We start from the raw sequence: 20,384 nt of genomic DNA on the forward strand, positions 1-20,384 counted from the left end.
GGGCAAGTAACTTTAACAATACGCTAAAGTCACTTGTCACGATAGGTTTCAAACTTAGGTTTATAGAACGAACGATTATCAAGTGCGAAGACACGCTCTGTGTATTCGCCTGGTTTTGTGCGTCCTAATGCGCGGTCCATCATGTTCATTTTTGCATCTAAGTTATCGATGTAGTGCAGAATTTCTGCTTCTTTTACTAATGGTGGTTTTGGGCTACCCCATTCCGCTTTTCCGTGGTGCGAAAGGACGATGTGTTGAAGAATTAATACTTCTTCTGCATCGATTTGCAATTCGTCTGCTGCTTTACCAATTTCGTTCACCATAATAGAAATGTGACCTAGTAAATTTCCTTCTAACGTATACGTTGTAGAAATTGGGCCAGATAGTTCGATTACTTTACCAAGGTCATGTAAAATAACGCCTGCATATAGTAAGTCTTTATCTAAAGATGGGTATAGATTTGAAATAGCTTTCGCTAAATCAAGCATTGATACGACGTGATAAGCTAGTCCAGATACGAACTCGTGATGGTTCTTTGTCGCTGCTGGATAGTCTAAAAATTCGTTTTGATGCTTATTTAATAAATGTCTTGTTAGACGCTGAATGTTCGGGTTTCTCATTTCAAATATGTATTGCGTAATTTTCTCAACCATATCTTCTTTTTTCACTGGTGCTTTTTCTACGAAGTCTGAGATGTCTGTTACTTCATTTTCATTCGCAACACGAATTTGTTTCACACGTAATTGAATACGTCCTTTGTAGTTTAAAATATCACCAGCTACTTTCACGATTGTTTCCGCTACATATTGTTTCTCAACTTCTGGTGATACGTCCCACAATTTCGCTTCAATATCTCCACTTGGATCTTGTAAGATTACTGTTAAAAATGGCTTTCCATTGCTTGCGATACCTTTTGTCGCTGTTTTAATTAACAAGAAAATATCGACTTGTTCACCAACTTCATACTCTGCAATTTTCTTTTTCATTCGAATTCCTCCACCAAATCAGTTACTTTTAGTATAGCACACTACAACTCATTTTCTTTACGCATATGTGTTAATTTTATAATCTGTTTTTCTGGAAAATACGCAAGTAAATGCGCATGACATGTAAAGAATATGACTTGTCTATCCTTTGCAATTTCCTTTATAAGTTCAATCGTACGATTCGTCCTTACCGCATCAAAATGCACGAAACTATCATCAATAATAAATGGATAATCATGTTCGAATGTTTTCGCGAGTGCAAATCTCAGCGATAAATATAACTGCTCCGCTGTCGCTTGGCTTAGTTCATGACTGTAAAAACGCATACCATCGTTACGTTCAACGATAAACGGTTCTGCCTCTGACGGTGAAAAGATTTTACTATAGCGTCCGCCTGTTAAATAGACGAAATACTCTTCTGATTTTTGTAAAATACGAGGAAGATGAACTTCATGATAATAGTGCTTCGTTTTCGTTAACACTGTCTTTGCGGCCGCATAAGCAGCCCACTTCTTCACTTGTTCACGCACTTGCGCTTTTTTCATTTCCCATTCATGCATTAAATCGCCGTACGTACTACCTTCTTCTAAATTCGCAATTTCCATACGATGTTTCGCAATACGCTCTGTCAGTTCTTTCTCTTTCGTAAGACAGTTTTGGACAGTTGTAATTTCTTGCTTTAATTTTCCTTCATACCCGTCAGCTTCATAATGTTCAGCTAATGATAAACTCGTTAAACGCTGTTCCAACAGATCAATTTGCGGTAATAAACGCCCCACTTGTTTCTCTGCATCCTCACGTTTTTCCGCCAGTTTACCTGCTTCTAAAAACATCTCTTCATCTGTAGACTCTGCAATATGCCATAAACCATCTCGTTCTATTAGTAATTGCTTTAATTGTTCTTGCATAAACTCATATTCTTCTTGCCATTCCGCCAGTTTTTCTTTTAACTGCTTACAAGTTTGGCGCTTCTCTTTCTCATTTTGCATACGGCTTTGTGCCTCGTGTAGCTTACTATACTCCGCACTACCGATAACAGTTTCTAGTTTATGTTCAAATTGCGAAATCATTTCATATAATGAAGATTTTCGCGTACCTTGCTTCTCTAACTCCCGATATAATTGCTGCATTTTTTCAATACGCTCAAACGCCGGCAATATGTGTGCATACGTATAAAATTCAGGAAACATATAGCGCGTTTTATATGCATCGACTTGTTCTCCCGCCTGGAACGTTTCTCTCTCCCATTCCTCATACGATGAAACGACTTTATCATACGCTCGTTCCAACTGCTGTAACTTATAAGACTCGCGCTCAAATAACTTCCGAATCTCTTCATCTTTTTCTAACTGATAACGAACAGACATCGCTTCTTCACTTTGTCTCCCGCCAGCACTTTGCTGAAGTGTAAGGAGCTCTTCTTGTAATCCACTTGATGGATCTTTATATAAAACAAGGGCGAGAACAATCCCTACAAAAACAATGACACTAATAAATAAGAGCGGTCGATTGTCTATAAATAAGCTTGTGAATAAAATGCCTGTGTTAATAAGGAGTAACAGAAGACAAACTCTTTGCCACTGCTTTTTCTTTTGCTTAGCTGCTCCTGCTTTTTCCTCATACTTGCGCTTCATTCTCTCTGCGCCCATACCGATAAACGCCGCATCTTGGAACGATTTCTCTTTCTCAACTAACACATTTCTCTCTTCATCCACTAACATTTGTTGCTTAATCTGCCTTATGTTTTCTTCTTGTTCTTCTAACTGCTCCTGCGCTACTTTAAAACGATCATCAAGCTGTGCTTTTTGCGTTTCTAATTCGCGCGCCTTTTGCACTGTTTGCGTAATTAACTCTTTCGTTGCCAAACTCATATCAAATGAAAGAACTGTTTCCTTTTCAAAAGTAGCACCAATTTGTTGTTCTAGTTCTGCGATTTCTTCTTTTATATTCGTAATACTTCCTGTCATATCACGCATTTCTTGGCGTGCATTTTCGTAAGACATATGCTGCATACGAAGTTCTTCTACATAACTTTCTTTTTGTAAAAACTCTTCATCTATTTGAATAGAGGCAATTTCCGATTGCACTGTCTCAATTTTCTTGTGGAGCGAATCAACTTGTAATTGAAGCGGCTCCATCTTCGCCTTAATTGCTTCATAACGCGCCATTCCGTTTACAGGAAACTGCCCGCTCTCGTTCTCTAATACTTTCTCATGCGCACGCTTTTCAATAACGAGTGGCTCAAGCGCTGCTAATATTTCATAATCTTGCTTTCGTTTTTCTGCACTCTCTTTTTCCCCGCGAACAGAAGCAAGATTCTCTTCGCTTTCTTTTAACTGCTCGACCTGTTTTTCATACGTGCCAATTTTCCCTTGCCACTCTTTCATCTTCTCTTCAAGTTTCTTCATCTCTTGCAGTGACACGTTAATTTCTGGTTTACGACCACTCGGCTTAAAGCGCTGGTCCATTTCTTTTTCTAGCTTTTTATCTAACTGCAATAGCGCATCACTTCCGACTGCACTTGCCGAAAATAAATAATTGCCAATATCTGCTTCGCCAAGCTGATGAATGTTTTGAAGGCCATGCATATCAAATGAAAAGACAGATTCAAATAAACTTTCATTCATCCCGCTTAATATATCGTTTAAAATTTCTTCTCCGCCCGTTTTCCCGTCTTCAAAATAAACGGTCACCTCGCCAGCTGCCGTCTTTGGCAACCGTTCAATTTTCAAACGGCCGTACTTCTCTGTTTCCACAGTCATCGCACCGCCATACTTCCCGCCTTCTTTCGGCTCATAACGGCGCTGTCCTCTCGTCGGAAAACCGAATAAAATACTTTTCATAAATGAGCGAATTGTCGATTTCCCCGCTTCATTTTCACCGTATAACACTGTCAGCAAGGAAAGATCCATTTCCACATTTTCTAATTTTCCGTACCCATAAATATGGAGTTTTTCAATTCTCATTTTTTATCCCTCTCTTGCTGGAATAATTGTTCTAAAATAATATTTTCTGCTTCCTTTTGAATCTCTTTCTTCTCTTCTTCTGTAAAAGATTCAATACTATTACGCGCTACAGGAGATGTCCAAATAGTGCGCAATACTCCGTCCATATTAGTGAAAGCTTCTAACTCCTTTAGCACACTACCGACGAAATGATTTTCCGCTTTCAAACGTTCGATTTCCGCAAAAGAAACCGTCTCATTTTTCCACTTCATTGCATATACGAAATCTTTTCGCTCTTCTCCAGATGCTAAAATGTGAAAAATCTCTTCCACACGCTTTTCGTCGCGCAAATAAGGTGAAAGTGGGCCTTGTCCTGTAAATACGACAGTTAATAGCGTACCTTCCTCTTCTCTTCGGCATTCATTCATCGCAGTAGATATGCTTGTCATAAGTTCATCAACAGTTTCAAGTCCATCAATATAAACTTCGATTTCATCCCATACAACATCTGCCGTATGGAAAAATGAACACTGTGTTCCTTGTTTCGTAAGTTCAATAAGGTACGCACCCTTCTCGCCTGTTTCCTTACGATGACGACCTTGTATGTTCCCTGGATAAATAATGTATGGTTCTTCTGATAAAATTTCACGTTTATGTATATGGCCAAGAGCCCAATAATCAAACTGTTTTTCTTTCAACTCACGAATTTGAAACGGTGCATAGCGATTATGCTCTGCATCTCCTTCCACACTACCGTGAAGCATACCAATATGAAAAGGCGCATCACTCATTTTCGTATACTGCGCTGTCATATTATCCATTACCGCTTGCTGCAAATAACTAAACCCGTAAATAGAAGCTAACAATTCACCATTTTTATAAAATGATTTCTCTTCTACATAAGGCTCCGTAAATACATGAACATTTTCTGGAAACTCAATTGCTGCCCAGCTTCCCCCTAAATGATCGTGGTTACCGTGAATAATAAAAACAGGGACATCGTACTGCGACAGTCTCTTCATTTGCTCACGCACAAACACTTGCGCCCTCAAACTTCTCGTCTCCGCATCATACAAATCCCCAGCTAGTAATACGAAATCAACGCGCTCTTGAATCGCTTTATCAACAATACGCTCAAATGATTCAAACGTACTTTGCTTCATTCTCTCCCACACAGGCTGCGTAACATTCATCTCCATCCCTTTAAACGGACTATCCAAATGCAAATCAGCCGCATGTATAAACTTTACTTGTTTCACAAATAACGATCCTTTCTATCTTTCAAAAGTTTCATTTTATCAAAATTTAAATCGCTGAAAACTAATAATCATCGAGAATAAAAATATTCTCGATGATTAAAGTTTCATTCTATTTTACCACGCAATGTCATATATTTCTTTGCATATTGTAGCGTTTTATGTCAAAATAATTATAAGATTCTGATTTTAAATATTGGAGGGAATTTTCATGGGAGTATACGTTCTAACAGTCTTTGAAAAAGATGGTTCAAAAGCATTAGACGAATCATTCGAGGCGGCAACTGAAAAAGAAGCGAAAGCAAAAGGTGAATCTATCTTACAAGAAAAAGGATTGTATGAAAAAACACATCGCTGTACATCTACTGCAGGTAAGCTCGTTTTATTCCAGCGCTAAAAAAAGAAGCGTCATCCGCTTCTTTTTCACTCTACTATATCTTCGTCACACCACGTAAACACCACATCTAGAATACGATTACCGATACGTACGCGTTTATTCCATTTACCTGTTTGGATCTGATGTTGCAATTCTGCTTTCATCTTTTCCGTCCAGTCGTGAATCGTTTCACTACCGTCGTACGGATATACGCTCGGAAACTCTTTCTGCAGTAGATGCAAGCTCTCTGCATCAAAATGAAAATGGAAGAAGTAGTTTGCTGTAAGCGATGGTTCTTGCAATCGTAAAAAATGATCATCAATTTGCTTTCTATTTCGATAGAAAGTAAAGATATTCACTTTACCGCTAGTAATTTGGTCAATTTGAATTTCGTGCTTCTCTATAATCACGTCTTGTCCACCTCGTTGTATACTATCTTTAGTATATATGTCTTTTGCAACAAAGTTAACCATTTTCGCGCGAAATTCATTTCCTTCATTATATTACCTGTACCTCCATATGCAATCAGAATAAATAAAACAAAGTTGAAGGGGAGCGATCACATGTATTTCGGAAGCAAAGGTTGGTATGTAAAAGAACTTAAAAAATTAGGTATCCGTACTTATGAAGGTAAAAAACTAGAATCGTATCGTACGCATGTGTTGTCTAGTTTACTGGAGAGAATGAAGAGAGCTTCGGCTTAATAGAAAAGTAAAAAATAAAACGAATCCGAATAGTGGCATATAATAAAAAACACCTCCTAAATTCGCATACTAAGTATGCAAATTAAATGGAGGTGTTTTTATTAGTTTCACTTTTTCAGGGGCGCTTCAGTTTTCATAAAATATTTTTTGTTTCCGCTGAAACGGATAAGTTTTAATCTCAGCTGTATCTAAATTTTCATTGAATAAATGAATAGCTATAATTTGTCTACAATCGTAAGTATGGTAATAATATGTTCCAGATTCCATACACATTGCACTCGTATAGATGGTATTATCTAATGTTCCGTCTTCTGTTATTACTGACCCTTTAGGAACCTCACAATTTGATAAGATATGAAAAATAGCAGATATCCCCTCTTCTTCGTTCTCTATACCTTGAATGTTTTGTTTTCCATATGCTGCCCGCACAAATCTTGATGGCGGGGTAAAATCTCCAGGAAGTCCCATCGTTCCTGAACCTTGGCCAAAAGCACTTAATGGTACATCTCCCCACTCCGTTGGCGCAAATGGCTGCGATTTAAGTCCAATATATTGTCTTAAATTTTGTAAATGCCAATTAAACTCCGGACTATTAGTCATCACTCCTAATGGATTGTCATACATTTTTAGTCCATCAGTTGTCGGCTCAAGTACAATACACTCTCCCCATTTATCTGCTAAAATCCAATGTAGCGGTGGGGTAATTCCTAAAACTGGTAATGGTATATCTATAAGGGAAATGTTATCAACAGATTTTTTTAACTCTTCAACAGAATTAAATTGCGTGAGGCTCCAAGCCACAAAATCAAATGGCGCTAAATTCGTTTTATGGTTATCTATACTGTTACTATAAGTAGCGAATCCCGGGAAATAGAGAGTGGCACACGTCATACCAGCTTCATTTACTCCGTCCGCCATAATGACCCTTCCTTCATGATTAATTCCCATTCCGACAACAGCCTTTTTCGCTCGGATAGTTTCACCAGTTATATTGTTCCACTGATAACGCCGAGGAATGATTATTACTTCCTGATTCATATCTAATGTGAAATCCATTGTTCTCGCAAAAAGATGTTGGAAATTTTTAGTTTGTAACGTCAAACTAGTACACATGAAGAAATCCCCCCATTTTATAGTTATATACACATTTTATAAAATTCTGATAAATACGTAAATTAAAAACCCTATTTATCACTAACAAAGTAACCACCCAAACTAAAAATGCTATAATAAACCCAATCAAACTAAGGGGGCAAATTACTTTGATTGGAACATGCATTCAATTTCATAAGTTTGGCAATCCAAAAGACGTATTACAAGTTGAATATAAAAATATAGAACCACTGAAAGATAATGAAGTTTTCGTCCGTATGCTAGTTAGACCGATTAATCCATCTGACTTAATTCCCATCACAGGAGCGTACGCTCATAGAATTCCTTTACCTAACATACCTGGCTATGAAGGTGTTGGTATTGTAGAAAATGTTGGCGCTTTTGTTTCTCGAGAGCTTATCGGTAAACGAGTGTTACCTTTACGCGGGGAAGGTACTTGGCAAGAATATGTGAAGACATCAGCTGATTTTGTAGTCCCTATTCCTGATTCCATTGATGATTTCACAGCGGCACAAATGTATATTAATCCCCTTACGGCGTGGGTTACTTGTACAGAAACGTTAAACTTACAGCGTAATGACGTTTTATTAGTGAATGCTTGTGGGTCCGCTATTGGACATCTATTTGCGCAGTTATCCCAAATTTTAAATTTCCGATTAATTGCCGTTACAAGAAATAATAAGCATACAGAAGAATTACTGCGCCTTGGTGCTGCATATGTAATTGATACTTCCACTGCCCCGCTTTATGAAACTGTTATGGAATTAACAAACGGGATTGGTGCGGATGCTGCGATTGATTCTATCGGAGGACCGGATGGAAATGAATTAGCTTTTTCCTTACGTCCAAACGGGCATTTTTTAACGATCGGTCTTCTATCAGGAATACAAGTGAACTGGGCCGAGATTGTCACGAAAGCAAAAGTGCACGCAAACATATTTCATTTACGACATTGGAATAAAGAGGTATCACCATATAAATGGCAAGAAACGTTTCGTCACTTAATTCGCTTAGTAGAAAATGAGCAATTACGTTTTATGAAAGTCCATTCTACGTATGAATTAGCGGATGTGAAAGCGGCCGTTGATGTTGTACAGTCTGCTGAGAAAACGAAAGGAAAAGTGTTTTTGACGAGTTATTGAATGCCATAAAAGAATCTCTTTTAGTATCTCGGCTTCAACTACCTAAAAAATAACATTGTCAACACAACTTAAATTGGTTATCATAAAAACGAATATAACAGGAGATGAGCAGATGAATATGAACGAAAAGAAATCCTTTTCAAAAGTTTCTCGGCGAAAATTAGTCGATGAAGTATTGGAACGTCTACAAGAGAAAATCTTTTCTGGCGAGTATGAAGTTGGTGATCGCCTCCCTACAGAGCCGCAATTAATGGAAGAGCTAGGGGTAGGACGTTCAACGCTGCGAGAGAGTATAAAGATATTAGTACATGCTGGCGTATTAGAAGTTCGACAAGGACAAGGCACTCGTATTGTCTCATTAAATACAACGCAAGATTCATTTGAAAAAAGACTGCAAGCAGCTAATATAAATCATGTGTATGAAGCACGAAATATGTTAGATAAAGAAGTAGCAATGTTAGCGGCACAACGCCGAAGCGAAGAGGATCTTTTATATTTAAAAGGACATTTGAATAAAAGAAAAAATGCCCTTCAAGAAGGAAATTATGTAGCATACATAGATGCAGACATTCAGTTTCATCTAGCCATTGCAAAGGCGAGTAAAAACGAAGTTCTATTTGATTTGTATCAATCTTTCGTACCTGCCCTTCGCCATATTTTAAGTCAATTAATATTACATACAGCGAACTATGAAGACAACTCTGGCATTCATGAAAAGTTATTCCAAGCTATTTTAAAGCAAAATACCGAAGAGGCGCGAACATACGCTGTTCAAAATTTGGAGCTGAAATAAGCTCCTTATCTATTACACAAAAACATCAGATGATATACTCAATAACATCTGATGTTTAAGAAAGGAGAAAATGAAATTGAAACAGCAAGAACGAACTTATTTGTATATACTAGCACTATTTTTTGTTTCCATTAATTTACGTATCGGAATTACATCTGTTTCACCTTTATTAGAAACAATCCGACAAGACTTAAATATAAGCAATTTTTCCGTTAGTTTTTTAACAGCTATTCCTGTTTTTTGTATGGGGACATTCGCCTTACTGACTGGGAAGGTAATTAAAAAATACGGGGCAGAAAAATCAATTATGACTTGTCTTATTTTAATCGGCTTGGCAACATGTATGAGAGCTTTTACCTTTTCCATTTCCACATTATTCGCGAGTTCTTTATTTATCGGTATTGGAATTGCACTGGCAGGTCCTTTACTATCAGGTTTTATTAAAGAAAAATTCCCTACAAAAATTGGCTTAATGATTGGCATATATTCAGTAGGTATGGGAACTGGCGCTTCTTTAAGTGCAGGTTTAACAATCCCTTTACAACATGTATTAAAAGGATCTTGGAATATGGCACTCGCTTTTTGGGGTGCACTAACTATTATCGCTATTATGTTTTGGTATCCTGTTATGAAACGAAAAAAGAAGACGAGCACACAAAATAAAAAGAATAATAAATTGCCTTTAAGAAATAAAAAAGCATGGTTATTTACAATCCTTTTCGGGCTACAATCAGGAATCTTTTATTCCATTACGACTTGGCTTGCGCCGGCAAATCAAAGTATGGGTGTGAGTAGTGAGCAAGCAGGTACTCTTATAACTGTTTTTACCGTGATCCAAATGATATGTAGCTTTTTAATTCCGACATTAGCGGATATTTATAAAAACAGAGCACTTTGGTTATTAGGGAGTATATGCTTTGTAATCGTAGGTTTATCGCTTATGATTTACCCACTAACTACACCATGGATCCCTTCTATTTTACTAGGTATCGGGCTCGGCGGCGTATTTCCACTCGCTCTTATGCTGCCGCTATATGAAACAAAAACTTCAGAAGATGCAAGTGCATGGACTGCTATGATGCAATCAGGAGGATATATTATGGGCGGATTCATTCCTGTCCTAGCTGGGATAGCTCGTGACTATTTTGATAGTTATACGCAAGTTTTTATTATAATGGCACTTTTAAGCTTAATTTTACTCCTATTAACTTTAGTCATGAATAAAAGGAGAAGAAATGCAGAAGACCTTCTCTCCGCTTAAATTTAAAATGTTAATATATGGTATAATTTAATTAAAAAACGACGGAGCTTCTAACATGTGGTTCATTTCGGCACTCGCACCTATTGTAATAGTTGGTGGAATTGTAGTATTTGTAATGAAGAGAATGGAACGTCAATATAAAGAAGAAACATTAGGAAAGAAAAAATTAAAAGAAGCTCAAAACTTATTAGACATTTTCATACCTATAGGAATGCTTGTCGGCTGTATAATTGGTTTGATTTTCGGCATGTTTTCCCCATATTTCTCACTACTTTCAATTAGTTTAGGATCCGGAATAGGCTATTTATTTGGTTTTTTCGCCTATGAAATTTATAGCAAGACAGGAAACAATTTTTCCTAATCCAAAAGGAATAAGCGGGACAGTACATAGTAATCATATAAAATATGTAACTGTCCTTTATTTTTGCATCAATGTTATCACCTTACCTTTCGCCTACTATACACCTCTTTTATTGATTTTTCTCTCCTCCCCTTTTTGCATATCCGCTTTTTTATTTTCATTGGATCTATATCCAAAGTAAAGTAGCGCACATGTAATAACAGAACCTACAATGTATCCTAAAAAACATCCTAACCAAAACATAAAAATTGCCCCCAATCCATTATAAATTTTATGTAGTAGACATCTGTAAACCGTTCTCAGTACCTCCGTTTTTTATTACAGATTGGAAAATCCCCTTAACCATTCCATCCATGAACATTCTGTCTTCTCTATTTTGATTATTATCTATAAAGTTATTTATACCACTAATTCTTCCATTATCTCAAATAACAACTTTATTATTTATTATAAAGTTTGCACTCACACTACATATATGTAGCATCACTGTCTCTTTTTCATTTTACCCTTGCAACTGGAGTTTACTTCTACAACTTAAAAACAAAAAACCCCCTCAAAGCATAAACTTCAAGGGGTGAGCCTGTTTTTTATTTACTTATATACGTACAGCTGTACCACTTACAGCAACCATTAACATTCCATCACGAACAACTTCGTAATCTACGTCAACACCAACGATAGCGTTCGCACCTTTTTGTTTTGCAAGTTCTTTCATTTCGTCCATCGCAATATCACGAGCTTCTTTTAGCTTACTTTCATAAGAACCAGCACGACCACCGACAACATCACGAACAGAAGCGAATAAATCGCGGACAATATTTGCACCCATAATAGCTTCACCATTTACAATATCGATATACTCAATAATTTCTTTACCTTGAATTCCAGACGTTGTTGTTACAATCATGACTGACACTCTCCTATAAATTATAATTTTTGATTAGCTTTCTTATGTCTTTATTATGACATGGAAAAAGTAACTAATCTATTGAATTACCTTACAGGAGTGTGACAATTTTGTAATAATAAAACGCGCTTTATGTTTCATTTTAATAAAGCGCTTTAATATTGGGATACATAAACGAGTCTCTATTTTCTTTCCAATCCTTTTCTACTTCTTTAAAAGTTGGTCGCCCTAATTCTTTATTATTTTCATGTTTACTAAACCATTTTTTCACATACTGATCTCCATTTTTACTTTGAACTGTGCAAAGGAAACTATTACTACTATCCTTTAATATTTTTACAATCACGAATAGACACCTCTTCCCTTCTCAATATCATAATAGGACTTGATCTTTTACTATAAGCCCTTCCTCTCTTATAGTCATACGACTCCTCGGCCGCGCCAAAGTTGTAAGATCAAAAACGATATTCACTTTGTTTACATTTTATTTAAAGAAATCAGAGTTATAGGCATTATGCTTATCAAATATTTTATAGATTTCTAACTTATCATCTAATTTTGCATCTACTAAAATTAATATATTTCCATCGTAAATATATTCTTCATACTTTTTAGCATGGTCTTCAGGGATTCCTAAGCCGATAAATGCTCCTATTAAACTTCCGGCTCCTCCGCCAATACCAGCTCCTCCAATAGCTGCTGCGATTGGTCCTGCTGCTACAATTGGACCCATTCCAGAAACGGCAAGTATACCAAGACCTGTTAATAAACCACCGAGTCCGCCTGCTACTCCTCCAGCTACAAGCCCTGTCGCTGAAAAGATATCTGCTTTATGTGCAGTTTCGCTATTCACTTTTTCACCCGATTTTTCTTCCAGATGTTCAATTTCCTTTTGATCTTTCGCAATAGCTGAAATGTTATCTGCTGAGTATCCTTTTTCATTTAATTCATTAATAACGAGTGCCGCATCATCAATTGTTCTAAAAACACCTACTATTTTTCTATCTACATTCATAACTATTAACCTCCTAAAGTTTTATATAATGTATCTTTATTTTTCTTCATTTCTGTATACACTAATCTTCTTATTAACATAACCATTTACGAAAAAAGCAAATAGTAAAAGCACTACAAGTGAACTACTTAACAAGTAAATTAAATCAAATGTAATATTAATCATCATTTCATTCATGTATACCAGGCTCCTTTTTATTTAAAGTAAAAGTATATTTTGATAGACTAATCTACTAAACATAGACATCTTACAATTCATCTTCAGTTAATCTCTTTGTAGTATATGTATACCCTTCCTAACCTTTTCTAAACGTAAAAAACTATAATTATATTTTTTCTTATTTATATGTTTAACATTTTTTTAAACGGGTATGTTTATATTGTTATGCTTACTATATGGAAAGGAATATTACGATGAACGCCATTCACTCTACTACTATTTCTTATAATGAAACACCTACAATAACGCAGATTCATCATTTTTATGCTTTAATGACAACATTTCAAACGAATGTATTTATAAGTAAACACGGAACACTTACTTCTATTAAAAACTTAAGCACTCTAGTATCCTTTTTCCTTACTGTAAAAAAGAGAGATCTTGTATTATTTATTTTTGAAGGAATAGATGCAAAAAGAGCTTTAAGAACACTCTTCCCTTCTTAGAATATTTGTTATCCTCTATTCCCTCGTTTACTACCTTTCATATATAGTTTTATATTTCAAAATGATTTCCTCTATTAAAAAAGAACCCCCTAATACAATAGGGGGATTTCTAGTTTAGCCTTATGAAAACTGATATAATATATATTACGTTTTTCATTCTTTAAAATAGAAAAGTTTTAATAACCTTGAAGGTAGGAATTTTTAATGAACTCGAAAGCAAAATTTAGTATTCGCTACAAAATTATGGCTGGTTATTTAGTTATCATTTTGTTCTTACTTGTTTCTTTCATTATGTTGAACAATGAGATTTCTAATTTACAAAAATCTCGTAATTTTATTATTGATCACGATTTTAAAGTTCTCAATTTAACAAATCAAGTGGAGAAGGATTTACTAACAATTGAAAATAAAGCGAAAGGGTTTATCATTTCTAATAATCCAAATTACGTACAATCTCTTAATTCTGCGGAAAAGGATTACGAAAAGCATTATCAAGATCTTTTCTCATTATTAGAGGATAACCCATCTCAGCAAGAAAAATTAAAACAGATTAACGAAAATATTATTAGTTGGATAAATAAAGAGATTCACCCGTTAATTGCAAATCATAATAGTAATAATGTACAAACAATCGACACGACTCAAATTCAGTCATTACAGTCACAGGTAACTAACTTCCGTAGCACTGAGGAGCAATTAACAAAAAAAAGAGCAGCACAATTAGATACTGAAAATAATAAATTAGAAATTTGGTTATACAGTTTATTGTTCTTACTTTCTTGTATTTCTATTATCATTTCACTCTATATTTCGAATTCCATTACAAAAACGATTAAAAATGTAATTCAAGCTATTAAATCCATTTCTTCTAAAGAAAAAATCACGGAAAGAATTCATGTAAACACACGTGATGAAATAAAAGATCTTGCTCATACAACGAATCACCTACTAGACGAAATATCGAAAAGAGAGTGGTTACAAACGGAGCTTGCAGAATTAATTTTAATGTATCAAGGTGTATCTTCTATTGAGATGTTAGGTAAAAAAATTCTTAGTGGAATTATACAAAAAACGCAAACTTCTTGCGGTGCATTTTATGTACGTGAAGAATATGAAGAAACTGTCTACTATGTGAAAAAAGCTTCTTTCGCCGATCAAGGTGCTGATATTGGGAAACAATCCATTCAAATGGGTGAAGGTTTCATTGGACAGTCTGCCTTAGAAAAGAAAAGTTTTATTCTCAGGGATATACCCGAAGAGTTTCGTTATGTCACTAGCGGAGTATTAGAAATACGTCCTAAAAATCTATTAATCATCCCTATCTTATTTGAGGATGAAGTAATCGCAGTAATGGAGTTAGTAAGTGTAACTGAGATTTCAGATTTACATCAAGATTTAATTCAACAAACCGTTGATAATCTAGGTTTAACAATCCATAGCATTATGGGACGTATGCGAATTCAAACTCTTTTACATGAATCACAAGCAATGACAGAAGAGTTACAAGTTCAATCAGAAGAATTGCAAACGCAAGCGGAAGAACTACAAATGCAAGCAGAAGAATTACGAACAACGAATGAACAATTAGAGTCTAGAACTGAAGAGGCTGAGCAGAAGACAGCTGACTTACAAATTACTAAATCAGAATTAGAAGAAAAAGCAAGCGAGTTGTTACGCAGCTCAAAATACAAATCTGAGTTCCTAGCAAATATGTCACATGAATTACGCACACCGTTAAATAGTATTTTACTATTATCTGAAATGTTAAGAGAAAATCATGATAACAATTTATCCGACGATGAGATTGAATTAGCAACTGTCATTCATTCATCAGGGAAAGACTTACTTACTTTAATTAATGACATACTCGATTTATCTAAAGTAGAAGCAGGCAAACTAGACATCATTTTTGAAGCAACGAACATAAGTGACATGGCGGCCAATATGCATCAAAACTTTTTACATATAGCTGCACAAAAAAATGTCGAATTTACTATTGAAGACAGTGATACGATTCCTAATCTGTTTTATACAGATGCAAAACGGATTGAGCAAATTATTAAAAACTTATTATCCAATGCATTTAAATTTACAGAAAAAGGATCCGTTTCTTTACATTTCGATTCGATAGAAACAAGTAATTTAAGTCATGATATGCAGTCTATAAGTAAAGATTGGATTACAATTTCAGTAAAAGATACTGGTATTGGTATCGCTAAAGAACAGCATCAACTTATTTTCGAAGCCTTTCAACAGGCAGATGGCGCAACGATTCGGAAGTATGGTGGTACAGGATTAGGTTTATCTATTTGTAAAGAGTTTGCTAGATTGTTAGGTGGTTGGATTACGTTAGAGAGTAATGTAGGAGAAGGTAGTACTTTCACGGTATATATTCCTAACCTTCCAAATGGATTACCAGATATACAGTTATCCAATTTAGAAGTCGCAGCAACGATAGAAGATGTTATTCCTGCTGAAGTTGTTGAAGAAACTATCGTTACTCCCGAAACAAATAACGTCTTCCAAGAGAAAACCATTTTAATTGTCGATGATGATCATCGAAATATATTTGCGTTACAAAACGCATTAAAAAAACAAAATGCCAACATTATTACTGCCCAAAACGGCTTAGAGTGTTTAGAAATACTAAAAAGTAATACAAATATTGACCTTATTTTAATGGATATTATGATGCCTAATATGGACGGTTATGAAACGATGGAAAATATCCGAATGAACTTAGGGTTAAATGAAATACCTATTATCGCATTAACTGCTAAAGCAATGCCAAATGATAAGGAAAAATGTTTATCTGCTGGCGCTTCAGATTATATAAGTAAACCATTAAATCTACATCAACTCTATTCGGTAATGAGTGTATGGTTAATAAAATAAGTGAGGTTTAGTTGGAGTGGAAAATAAGTATTATAATTTTGATCCATCAGTAGATACGGATGAGCGCACGAACTTAGAAATTGAATTACTATTGGAAGCGGTATTTAAACTATCAGGATTTGATTTTCGCCAATATGCTCGCACATCTATTTATAGAAGAATTTGTAATAGAATGCAGCTCTCTAATATCCCTACCATTTCAAAATTAATTGAAAAAGTAATTCACGAGGAAGGGGTTTTAGAACAGTTATTAAATGATTTCTCGATTAATGTAACTGAGATGTTCCGTAACCCTGCCTTTTTTAAAGCGCTTAGAGAGCATGTTATTCCTGAATTAAAAAAGCAACCTGAAATTAGAATTTGGCATGCTGGATGCGCAACTGGTGAAGAAGTATTATCAATGTCCATCTTACTTCACGAAGAAGGATTAAGTGAAAAGTCGGTTATTTACGCAACAGATATGAATACAAATGTGTTAGAAAAAGCAAAACAAGCTATCCTCCCGTTAAATAAAATGCAAACTTATACGAAAAATTATTTACAAGCTGGCGGTACACAAGCATTTTCTAACTATTATTCAACAGATAATCGTTTTGCTTATTTTAATCCATCACTTTTACAAAACATTATTTTTGCACAGCATAATTTAGTAACCGATCAATCTTTTAACGAGTTTCATATTATACTTTGTCGTAACGTTTTAATTTACTTTACAAGTAAACTTCAAAATCAAGTGCAGCAACTATTTTATGAAAGCCTAGGTCACAATGGTTTTCTATGTTTAGGAAATAAAGAAACTCTTCGTTTTTCAAATATAATGCCGCATTATACCCAATTTAATCCTAGCGAACAAATTTATCAAAAAATACAATAAAAAGCGTATGAAATCCTCTGTTTGGATTTCATACGCTTTTTATTTCGCATTCGTTTGTATCATAATTAGACACATATCATCTGATTGCGCTTTCTTTTGTTCTTCCTTGTAAAACCCTTCTATCTCGCCTTCTAAATCTCCCCATTTTCTTTCTGTAAAAGTACGTAATTTCTCTTCAGCCTCAAATTCATCATTTGCAATTGCTTCAAGAACACCATCTGTAAACAATACGATTTGAGCGTTCTTCTCAAAAGGTATAACTGTCTTTTTAACTTTTATTTCATCAAAAAATCCTACCGCACAACTCCCGCGATTTAGTTCAACCATATTTGTTTCATCAACTAAAACGTATCCAGAAGGATGCCCTGCATTTACATATTCAATCGTTCTCTTTTCTGTATCTACTACTAAATATATCGCTGTAAAATAATATGGAATATCGTCATTCTCATTATGTAAAAGAGTCATATATTTATTTAAGTCTTTAATGACAAGTTCTGGATCGATTAAAGATTTAATCGTTTCACGTAATACAGACGAAATAAACATACAAACTAATGAAGCAGATATACCATGTCCCATCACGTCTAATAATATAATACCGTAGCGGTTTTCATCGATTTTATACCAATAATACATATCTCCAGCTAATTTAAATGAAGGTAAGTAACTTGCTTCAATTTTTATATAATCTTCTCTTAATGGGCTACTTAATAAGTTTCTTTGTACTTGCGTAGCTAAATCTAATTCATTCCGAAGATTTTCTTCTTGTTCTTTATGCCAATTTAATTCCGATTTCAAGCGTAACGCTACACGCATACGTGCTAATAGTTCAACTTTATTTATAGGTTTCGTAATATAATCCATTGCCCCCATATCAAGAGCTTCGGCCAATTTATTGGCATCCTCTAAAGCTGTAACAAAAATAATAGGAATATCTTTAAACTTCTCCTCTTTTTGTAATCGCCTACAAACTTCAAGTCCATCAATTTCAGGCATCATAATATCTAATAAGATTAAATCAATTTCATTATACCTGGAAGAATCTTCTCCAAATTGAATGTATTCGAAAAGCTCTTGTGCAGAATTCAGCGATACAAGATCCTGATATCCGGCTTGTTTTAAAATTTTTTCAATTACAAAGATGTTAACCGGATTATCATCGACAATTAAAATGGACACAAGTTATTTCCCCTTTTCTTATTTAAAATGTAAATCTATTATCATTTTCTATTTTTCTAGTATTGCATACTCAGTTACAAAATGAAAATTTCCTACTCTAACATAATTTTTATACAGCAAAAGAACAAACCCCCAGAAATGAGAGTTTGTTCTTTCATTCTATAAATTTCCACTATTAATTTAACACCATTGCTTTGTCATTTAAAAGACGATCTAATTCTTCCATATGATTTGTTTCATCTGCAATCATATCTTCTAACTTTACAACTAACTCTGTCATATTTAATTTCGCTGCCTGTTCTTTTCTCGTTTCATAACGCTTAATTGTCTCATATTCTGATTGTCTAGCCGACTCTAACATTTCTCTAACATCTTCTACTTGTTTCACTCGTAAAGGGATTGTAGTAGGTGTACCACCTAACGTCTTAATTTTCTCCGCTAAATATAGGGCATGTCCTTGTTCATCACTAATTTCAGATTCAAAGAAAGGTTTTAACACTTGTCTATATATACCAGAAACTGTAGCTGCATTATGGTTATACATAATAATTGCTGAGTATTCTCCTGCTAAATCTTCATTCAATCCTTCGATTAGTTCTTTCACATCGTGTGACATTTTTATATCTCCTCCTATATTTAATAACTACCCCTTTTCTCATGTTTTAAACATAATGATTTTAAATTTTTATGTATCTAAAAATGCTGCTTGCTTCAATTTACTTATCGCTTGTCTTTTAATACGAGAAACGTGCATTTGTGAAATACCTAACCGTTCCCCTGTATCTTTTTGATTTAAATTTTCTCCAAATATATAATGAATAACACTCTTTTCTGTGTCATTTAATACGTTGAAAATATCCTTTAAAACGAGACGCCTTTCTGTCTCTTCATATCCTTGCTCTACTTCACCTACAGATTCAATCCTCGCTACCGAACTGCCATCAGATGAATTTTCAACTACATCATCTAAGGAAGATACGCGATAATTATTTTTCGCATCCATAATTTCTAGCACTTCCTCTTCGGATAGTCCTAAATGATCTGCAATCTCTATAATCTTCGGTGAACGCTGGAAACGATCTGTTAGCTCCTCTATCGCAAGTTTAATCTTCCCGCCTAAATCTTTAATTCGCCTTGGAACGTGAATACCCCAAGTTTTATCACGTAAATATTTCTTTATTTCGCCTACTATTGTAGGTATTGCAAACGGCTCAAAAGCATTCCCTATCGAATAATCATACCTTCTTATTGCACCTAAGAGCCCTAACATTCCTACTTGTATAATATCTTCATGCATAGGCCCGCCTTTTGAATAGCGATATGCAATGGAGTATACAAGATTTTTATAGTGATTAACCAATCTTTCCTGTGCTTCATCACATTGGTTTTGTTGGAAGTCTGCAATTAGTTTAATAACGTCTTCTTTAGTAAGATTTGTAGGTTGAGATTGGATTTCCATCATTCTCCACCTGCTCTCTTTGTATATATTTTGTCATTAAAACTGTCATGCCCTCATCATGCATAATTTGTATATCATCCATTAACGTATTGATTAAATATAAACCTAAACCATTTTCTGGCAAATGTTCTACTGGTTTATTAATATCATACGGACCAACTTTACTTTTTAAGCTATTAAAATCAAAGCTAACTCCATTATCCGCAGCCATAATTTCTAATCGATCTTCATATAAGCCAAAGACAATTGTAATTTCTCCAACGTCTTCTTTATATGCATGTTGTACAATGTTTGTACAAGCTTCACTAATAGCAATTTTCATATCTTCTATATCGTCATAAGCAAAGCCCATTCGATTCGCAACACCAGCCATTGTTAAACGAATAATAGCCACATATTCTGCTTTTGCAGGAATTTTCATTTCTATCTTTTCAAATCTCTCCATCATCC

Annotated in this window: 23 protein-coding genes; 9 read left to right on the forward strand and 14 right to left on the reverse strand. The window is 34.9% G+C overall.

Going from position 1 to position 20,384, the window contains the following annotated elements; all coding sequences use genetic code 11:
• Nucleotides 1–29 precede the first annotated feature (29 nt).
• Genes yhaM through AB6801_RS29485 form a run of 3 tightly spaced genes read right to left on the reverse strand, consistent with a single transcriptional unit; the run spans nucleotide 30 to nucleotide 5,190 of the window.
• Nucleotides 30–986 (reverse strand): 3'-5' exoribonuclease YhaM, encoded by a 957-nt coding sequence (yhaM, locus tag AB6801_RS29475; RefSeq protein ID WP_000726636.1) that lies wholly within the window; start codon nucleotides 984–986, stop codon nucleotides 30–32.
• A gap of 41 nt (nucleotides 987–1,027) precedes the next feature.
• On the reverse strand, nucleotides 1,028–3,952 hold the full coding sequence (locus tag AB6801_RS29480) for an ATP-binding protein (protein ID WP_097999503.1): 2,925 nt from the start codon (nucleotides 3,950–3,952) through the stop codon (nucleotides 1,028–1,030).
• Nucleotides 3,949–5,190 (reverse strand): metallophosphoesterase family protein, encoded by a 1,242-nt coding sequence (locus tag AB6801_RS29485; protein WP_097999504.1) that lies wholly within the window; start codon nucleotides 5,188–5,190, stop codon nucleotides 3,949–3,951. Before AB6801_RS29485 ends, AB6801_RS29480 begins: the two co-directional genes overlap by 4 nt.
• 208 nt (nucleotides 5,191–5,398) lie before the next feature.
• On the opposite strand from AB6801_RS29485, the gene AB6801_RS29490 reads away from it, so the two are divergent.
• On the forward strand, nucleotides 5,399–5,584 hold the full coding sequence (locus AB6801_RS29490; RefSeq protein WP_000539552.1) for a YhzD family protein: 186 nt from the start codon (nucleotides 5,399–5,401) through the stop codon (nucleotides 5,582–5,584).
• A gap of 26 nt (nucleotides 5,585–5,610) precedes the next feature.
• On the opposite strand, the gene AB6801_RS29495 is transcribed toward AB6801_RS29490, so the two are convergent.
• Nucleotides 5,611–5,973 (reverse strand): hypothetical protein, encoded by a 363-nt coding sequence (locus tag AB6801_RS29495; RefSeq protein WP_000582785.1) that lies wholly within the window; start codon nucleotides 5,971–5,973, stop codon nucleotides 5,611–5,613.
• Nucleotides 5,974–6,126: 153 nt separating this feature from the next.
• Between AB6801_RS29495 and AB6801_RS29500 the strand changes: the two genes are divergently transcribed.
• Entirely contained in the window at nucleotides 6,127–6,267 is a 141-nt protein-coding gene (locus AB6801_RS29500) for a YflJ family protein (RefSeq protein WP_000273537.1), read from the forward strand.
• A gap of 126 nt (nucleotides 6,268–6,393) precedes the next feature.
• Here AB6801_RS29500 and bsh read toward each other — a convergent pair whose 3' ends face one another.
• Entirely contained in the window at nucleotides 6,394–7,380 is a 987-nt protein-coding gene (bsh, locus tag AB6801_RS29505) for a choloylglycine hydrolase (RefSeq protein WP_053513532.1), read from the reverse strand.
• Nucleotides 7,381–7,529: 149 nt separating this feature from the next.
• Here bsh and AB6801_RS29510 point away from each other — a divergent pair, with 149 nt between their 5' ends.
• From AB6801_RS29510 to AB6801_RS29525, 4 genes are all read left to right on the forward strand, one after another.
• Nucleotides 7,530–8,522 carry a zinc-dependent alcohol dehydrogenase family protein gene (locus tag AB6801_RS29510; RefSeq protein ID WP_097999505.1) on the forward strand — a complete coding sequence of 331 codons (993 nt, stop codon included), beginning with the start codon at nucleotides 7,530–7,532 and terminating at the stop codon, nucleotides 8,520–8,522.
• Nucleotides 8,523–8,634: 112 nt separating this feature from the next.
• On the forward strand, nucleotides 8,635–9,315 hold the full coding sequence (locus AB6801_RS29515) for a FadR/GntR family transcriptional regulator (RefSeq protein WP_001056899.1): 681 nt from the start codon (nucleotides 8,635–8,637) through the stop codon (nucleotides 9,313–9,315).
• 70 nt (nucleotides 9,316–9,385) lie between these two features.
• A complete protein-coding gene (locus tag AB6801_RS29520) occupies nucleotides 9,386–10,576 on the forward strand; it encodes an MFS transporter (protein ID WP_097814078.1) in 1,191 nt (396 codons plus the stop codon).
• A 55-nt stretch (nucleotides 10,577–10,631) separates the two neighbouring features.
• The gene (locus AB6801_RS29525) at nucleotides 10,632–10,937 is read left to right on the forward strand and encodes a hypothetical protein (protein ID WP_098330527.1); all 306 of its coding nucleotides are present in this window, start codon (nucleotides 10,632–10,634) and stop codon (nucleotides 10,935–10,937) included.
• Between the two features lie 96 nt (nucleotides 10,938–11,033).
• Here the strand turns inward: AB6801_RS29525 and AB6801_RS29530 are convergent, their stop codons facing one another.
• The 5 genes from AB6801_RS29530 to AB6801_RS29550 form a co-directional block, all read right to left on the reverse strand.
• Nucleotides 11,034–11,180 carry a hypothetical protein gene (locus AB6801_RS29530; RefSeq protein ID WP_000498632.1) on the reverse strand — a complete coding sequence of 49 codons (147 nt, stop codon included), beginning with the start codon at nucleotides 11,178–11,180 and terminating at the stop codon, nucleotides 11,034–11,036.
• A 352-nt stretch (nucleotides 11,181–11,532) separates the two neighbouring features.
• Nucleotides 11,533–11,844, reverse strand: a complete 312-nt coding sequence (locus AB6801_RS29535; RefSeq protein WP_000637511.1) for a YbjQ family protein — start codon at nucleotides 11,842–11,844, stop codon at nucleotides 11,533–11,535.
• Nucleotides 11,845–11,986: 142 nt separating this feature from the next.
• Entirely contained in the window at nucleotides 11,987–12,190 is a 204-nt protein-coding gene (locus tag AB6801_RS29540; protein WP_000635860.1) for a DUF4028 family protein, read from the reverse strand.
• 138 nt (nucleotides 12,191–12,328) lie between these two features.
• A complete protein-coding gene (locus tag AB6801_RS29545; RefSeq protein ID WP_001100100.1) occupies nucleotides 12,329–12,859 on the reverse strand; it encodes a general stress protein in 531 nt (176 codons plus the stop codon).
• 36 nt (nucleotides 12,860–12,895) lie between these two features.
• On the reverse strand, nucleotides 12,896–13,036 hold the full coding sequence (locus AB6801_RS29550) for a hypothetical protein (RefSeq protein WP_001004571.1): 141 nt from the start codon (nucleotides 13,034–13,036) through the stop codon (nucleotides 12,896–12,898).
• Between the two features lie 236 nt (nucleotides 13,037–13,272).
• On the opposite strand from AB6801_RS29550, the gene AB6801_RS29555 reads away from it, so the two are divergent.
• The 3 genes from AB6801_RS29555 to AB6801_RS29565 all read left to right on the forward strand — a co-directional run bounded on the left by AB6801_RS29555 (nucleotide 13,273) and on the right by AB6801_RS29565 (nucleotide 17,293).
• Nucleotides 13,273–13,524, forward strand: coding sequence for a hypothetical protein (locus AB6801_RS29555; RefSeq protein ID WP_000991357.1), 252 nt, complete (start codon nucleotides 13,273–13,275; stop codon nucleotides 13,522–13,524).
• A 204-nt stretch (nucleotides 13,525–13,728) separates the two neighbouring features.
• Nucleotides 13,729–16,419 (forward strand): ATP-binding protein, encoded by a 2,691-nt coding sequence (locus AB6801_RS29560; protein ID WP_097999507.1) that lies wholly within the window; start codon nucleotides 13,729–13,731, stop codon nucleotides 16,417–16,419.
• Nucleotides 16,420–16,435: 16 nt separating this feature from the next.
• Nucleotides 16,436–17,293, forward strand: a complete 858-nt coding sequence (locus AB6801_RS29565; RefSeq protein WP_000429042.1) for a CheR family methyltransferase — start codon at nucleotides 16,436–16,438, stop codon at nucleotides 17,291–17,293.
• Nucleotides 17,294–17,332: 39 nt separating this feature from the next.
• Here AB6801_RS29565 and AB6801_RS29570 read toward each other — a convergent pair whose 3' ends face one another.
• The 4 genes from AB6801_RS29570 to rsbW all read right to left on the reverse strand — a co-directional run bounded on the left by AB6801_RS29570 (nucleotide 17,333) and on the right by rsbW (nucleotide 20,382).
• Nucleotides 17,333–18,475, reverse strand: a complete 1,143-nt coding sequence (locus tag AB6801_RS29570) for a fused response regulator/phosphatase (protein ID WP_000025538.1) — start codon at nucleotides 18,473–18,475, stop codon at nucleotides 17,333–17,335.
• Nucleotides 18,476–18,650: 175 nt separating this feature from the next.
• Nucleotides 18,651–19,091 (reverse strand): ferritin-like domain-containing protein, encoded by a 441-nt coding sequence (locus AB6801_RS29575; RefSeq protein ID WP_097999508.1) that lies wholly within the window; start codon nucleotides 19,089–19,091, stop codon nucleotides 18,651–18,653.
• A gap of 69 nt (nucleotides 19,092–19,160) precedes the next feature.
• A complete protein-coding gene (gene sigB, locus AB6801_RS29580; protein ID WP_002093898.1) occupies nucleotides 19,161–19,937 on the reverse strand; it encodes an RNA polymerase sigma factor SigB in 777 nt (258 codons plus the stop codon).
• Nucleotides 19,900–20,382: an anti-sigma B factor RsbW gene (rsbW, locus tag AB6801_RS29585; protein ID WP_000970580.1), complete on the reverse strand. Its 483-nt coding sequence runs from the start codon at nucleotides 20,380–20,382 to the stop codon at nucleotides 19,900–19,902. The genes sigB and rsbW overlap by 38 nt, the downstream gene beginning before the upstream one ends.
• Nucleotides 20,383–20,384 lie beyond the last annotated feature (2 nt).

The sequence above is a fragment of the Bacillus sp. RCC_6_1 genome (genome assembly GCF_041360755.1).
Classification (GTDB): Bacteria; Bacillota; Bacilli; order Bacillales; family Bacillaceae_G; genus Bacillus_A; species Bacillus_A cereus.

What these genes read in the sequence shown, in the direction of transcription:
- yhaM (WP_000726636.1), bottom strand. Translation starts at nt 986, where the DNA reads ATGAAAAAGAAAATTGCAGAGTATGAAGTTGGTGAACAAGTCGATATT.
- AB6801_RS29480 (WP_097999503.1), bottom strand. Translation starts at nt 3,952, where the DNA reads ATGAGAATTGAAAAACTCCATATTTATGGGTACGGAAAATTAGAAAAT.
- AB6801_RS29490 (WP_000539552.1), top strand. Translation starts at nt 5,399, where the DNA reads ATGGGAGTATACGTTCTAACAGTCTTTGAAAAAGATGGTTCAAAAGCA.
- AB6801_RS29500 (WP_000273537.1), top strand. Translation starts at nt 6,127, where the DNA reads ATGTATTTCGGAAGCAAAGGTTGGTATGTAAAAGAACTTAAAAAATTA.
- bsh (WP_053513532.1), bottom strand. Translation starts at nt 7,380, where the DNA reads ATGTGTACTAGTTTGACGTTACAAACTAAAAATTTCCAACATCTTTTT.
- AB6801_RS29515 (WP_001056899.1), top strand. Translation starts at nt 8,635, where the DNA reads ATGAATATGAACGAAAAGAAATCCTTTTCAAAAGTTTCTCGGCGAAAA.
- AB6801_RS29520 (WP_097814078.1), top strand. Translation starts at nt 9,386, where the DNA reads ATGAAATTGAAACAGCAAGAACGAACTTATTTGTATATACTAGCACTA.
- AB6801_RS29525 (WP_098330527.1), top strand. Translation starts at nt 10,632, where the DNA reads ATGTGGTTCATTTCGGCACTCGCACCTATTGTAATAGTTGGTGGAATT.
- AB6801_RS29530 (WP_000498632.1), bottom strand. Translation starts at nt 11,180, where the DNA reads ATGTTTTGGTTAGGATGTTTTTTAGGATACATTGTAGGTTCTGTTATT.
- AB6801_RS29535 (WP_000637511.1), bottom strand. Translation starts at nt 11,844, where the DNA reads ATGATTGTAACAACAACGTCTGGAATTCAAGGTAAAGAAATTATTGAG.
- AB6801_RS29545 (WP_001100100.1), bottom strand. Translation starts at nt 12,859, where the DNA reads ATGAATGTAGATAGAAAAATAGTAGGTGTTTTTAGAACAATTGATGAT.
- AB6801_RS29550 (WP_001004571.1), bottom strand. Translation starts at nt 13,036, where the DNA reads ATGAATGAAATGATGATTAATATTACATTTGATTTAATTTACTTGTTA.
- AB6801_RS29555 (WP_000991357.1), top strand. Translation starts at nt 13,273, where the DNA reads ATGAACGCCATTCACTCTACTACTATTTCTTATAATGAAACACCTACA.
- AB6801_RS29560 (WP_097999507.1), top strand. Translation starts at nt 13,729, where the DNA reads ATGAACTCGAAAGCAAAATTTAGTATTCGCTACAAAATTATGGCTGGT.
- AB6801_RS29575 (WP_097999508.1), bottom strand. Translation starts at nt 19,091, where the DNA reads ATGTCACACGATGTGAAAGAACTAATCGAAGGATTGAATGAAGATTTA.
- sigB (WP_002093898.1), bottom strand. Translation starts at nt 19,937, where the DNA reads ATGATGGAAATCCAATCTCAACCTACAAATCTTACTAAAGAAGACGTT.
- rsbW (WP_000970580.1), bottom strand. Translation starts at nt 20,382, where the DNA reads ATGATGGAGAGATTTGAAAAGATAGAAATGAAAATTCCTGCAAAAGCA.